We start from the raw sequence: 2,528 nt of genomic DNA, 5'->3' as shown, positions 1-2,528 counted from the left end.
CTGCGCCCCTTGCGTGACCACATTCTCGACGAGCTACGACGATCCGAGCGGCTGTTCGCCGACGAGACGACCGCCCCGGTGCTCGATCCCGGACGCGGGCGGACCAAGACCGGCCAGCTCTGGGCCTATGCCCGCGACGACCGACCATGGGGCGGCTGCGATCCGCCGATCGTCGCCTATGTCTATGCGCCAGATCGCAAGGCCGAGCGTCCCCAGTTCCATCTTGGTGATTTTGCGGGCATCCTACAGGTCGATGGCTATGGCGGCTACGCCGCGCTCCCCCGGCGGCGCCAGCAGATCAGGCTCGCTTTCTGCTGGGCGCATGTGCGTCGCAAATTCTACGAACTGGCTGATACATCCCCGGTCGCTACCGAGGTGCTGCGCCGCATCGCCTTGCTTTACGCCATCGAGGACGATGTGCGCGGCCTCTCGGCCGAGCAGCGTCGTGCCGCTCGGGCCGGACGCAGCCGCGTCATCATCGACGATCTTCACCAATATCTTGCCGCCCGTGGCCGCCAGGTCAGCGCCAAGAGCAAGCTCGGCGAAGCGATCCGCTACGCACTCACCCGCTGGGACGGCCTCTCACGCTTCATCGATGACGGTCGCATCGACCTCGACTCCAATACCGTCGAACGATCGATCAGGCCGCTGGCTCGCAATCGCAAAAATGCCCTGTTTGCCGGTTCCGACGAGGGCGGCGACAACTGGGCGGTGATCGCCACGCTCATCGAATGTTGCAAGCTCAGCACCATCAACCCCCACCAATGGCTGACCGAAACCCTCACCAGCCTCGCCAACGGTTATCCCGCCAACAGCGTCGGTGATCTCATGCCATGGACCGTCGTAGCCTGAAAACACCGGTTACGCCTCACCAAACCCTATCACCCATGGACCAACGGTCAGGCCGAAAGGATGGTGCGCACCATCAAGGAGGCCACCGTCAAATCTTTCCATTACACGTCGATCAACGAGCTGCGCCGCCATGTCCGCGACTGGTTGGTCGCTTACAACTTTGCCAAGCAGTTGAAGGCACTGCGCTTCAAGACACCCTATGAGGCCATCGAAGAACTCTGGAAATCCAAGCCGGATATCTTCAATATGGAGCCACACCATCACATGCTGGGACTAAACACCTAAGTTTCCATTGGCTACCCGCTAATTGATCACCGCAGCCGTCCAACTCGCGATTTTGTCGGCCATTTCAAGGCTCGCGCGATCAAAGGCTTCGACGATACTCGAAACGCTGTTTGCGCTTGCTGTCCTATCAAGGACGATGCGCGTGACTGCCAGTGGTTCCGATTCTTTGGATCGGCTTAGTTCCACTTGCGCGGCGATGCGAATGATCGGGGCCGCGTCGGGCCCCTGCTCGTAATAGGCTGCAAAAGAAGAAAGCCGTGCGGATAGGACGTAATGATCGGAAGCCACGCTCTGGACAGGGATATATGCGTGATCGATTTTGCGCGCTACGCTTCCGGCAATAGCCTCGCGGATCATCTCGGGCGCAGGCCTCATCCACCGTGCTTTGGCCAGATACGTGACTTCGCGATTCTCGATCGTGAGGATCCTGTCTCCATCGGCCCCAGGCGGAAGCGTCGGTCGCGTAATATACACCGGAATCCACTGTCGTGCAATTTCACGCTCCGGTACGGGCGTGCTGCTGATCCGGTACAACGTCGATTTGCCGCCAGTTCCCAGAATATTCCCGCAACCAGAAAGGCAAATTAGCGCGCCCGTCAGCAAAAACATTCTTGCAGAGATCGTTTTCATTGGGGGAGCTTCCTTTCACGAGGGGTCCGTCGTAGCTGGCCGGCGAGCTGCTCGATTTCCTGCGCCGCGCTATCGAGCGATTTCAAAGTTGCAGCAATCCCGGAGCCGTCGGGCGCCGCCAATCCACTCGCGGCGTCATCAAGCCTGTGAATGACCACCCTCGCCTCGGCGATCCCCTCTCGAAGATCTCGAGCAGCTGCCGAGACATCGGCAAACGTCTTGCGACCGTCGCCATCGATCGCCGTGCGCGCCGATGCGGCCGCGGCCTCGATATCGGCCGCCGCCCGGTCCAGGCGTGCAAACGCTTGTTCAGCCTTGCTGAACATTCCGCGACTAGATCGCAATTCCGCCGTGGTAGCTCTTACATCCGCAATAGCAGCCGAAACATTTTCGATATTCTCGTCGGACAAGGTCCGGTTGACCCTTTCCAGGGCCTGCGAAGCGTCCGCCAACAATGCGCCACCTCCATCCATCAGGGATTGTAGCGAACTTTTTTCCGCCTTAATCACTGGGAGCGTTTCCTTGGAAACCTCCTTCAACAACGGCTTAGAGGGCGTCCCCGCACTGATCTGGATGTAGCTTCCGCCGGTTATGCCTTGCGACTCCGTCGCGGCGGTAGAATCGACGCGCACAGGCGTATCCTCGCGCAGGCGCACCCCTGCAAGCACCCTGTTTGGATTTCTGGGATCAAGACTAATACGCGTGATTTCTCCGTTAGCGTCCGCGCTCGTGGTGTAATTTCCGGTGTAGGCGATGGTGTA

3 protein-coding genes and 1 pseudogene are annotated in these 2,528 nt (G+C 59.7%); 2 read left to right on the top strand and 2 right to left on the bottom strand.

Features of this window, described 5'->3' with window-relative positions; all coding sequences use genetic code 11:
• Nucleotides 1-852: IS66 family transposase (tnpC, locus tag HUW43_RS06635; RefSeq protein ID WP_188236649.1), on the top strand; the 852-nt coding region annotated here is incomplete at its 5' end.
• 12 nt (nucleotides 853-864) lie between these two features.
• A pseudogene (locus HUW43_RS06630) lies at nucleotides 865-1,137 on the top strand (integrase core domain-containing protein); the annotation flags it as partial.
• 18 nt (nucleotides 1,138-1,155) lie between these two features.
• Here the strand turns inward: HUW43_RS06630 and HUW43_RS06625 are convergent.
• The gene (locus HUW43_RS06625) at nucleotides 1,156-1,767 is read right to left on the bottom strand and encodes an ABC-type transport auxiliary lipoprotein family protein (protein WP_081997347.1); all 612 of its coding nucleotides are present in this window, start codon (nucleotides 1,765-1,767) and stop codon (nucleotides 1,156-1,158) included.
• On the bottom strand, nucleotides 1,764-2,528 hold a 765-nt coding region (locus HUW43_RS06620; RefSeq protein WP_188236648.1), incomplete at its 5' end, for an MlaD family protein. The genes HUW43_RS06620 and HUW43_RS06625, both read right to left, overlap by 4 nt.

Source organism: Sphingopyxis sp. LK2115, assembly GCF_014595975.1.
In the GTDB taxonomy this organism is placed as follows: Bacteria; Pseudomonadota; Alphaproteobacteria; order Sphingomonadales; family Sphingomonadaceae; genus Sphingopyxis.
This window is presented reverse-complemented; position numbering and strand designations above follow the sequence as displayed.

What these genes read in the sequence shown, in the direction of transcription:
- HUW43_RS06625 (WP_081997347.1), bottom strand. Translation starts at nt 1,767, where the DNA reads ATGAAAACGATCTCTGCAAGAATGTTTTTGCTGACGGGCGCGCTAATT.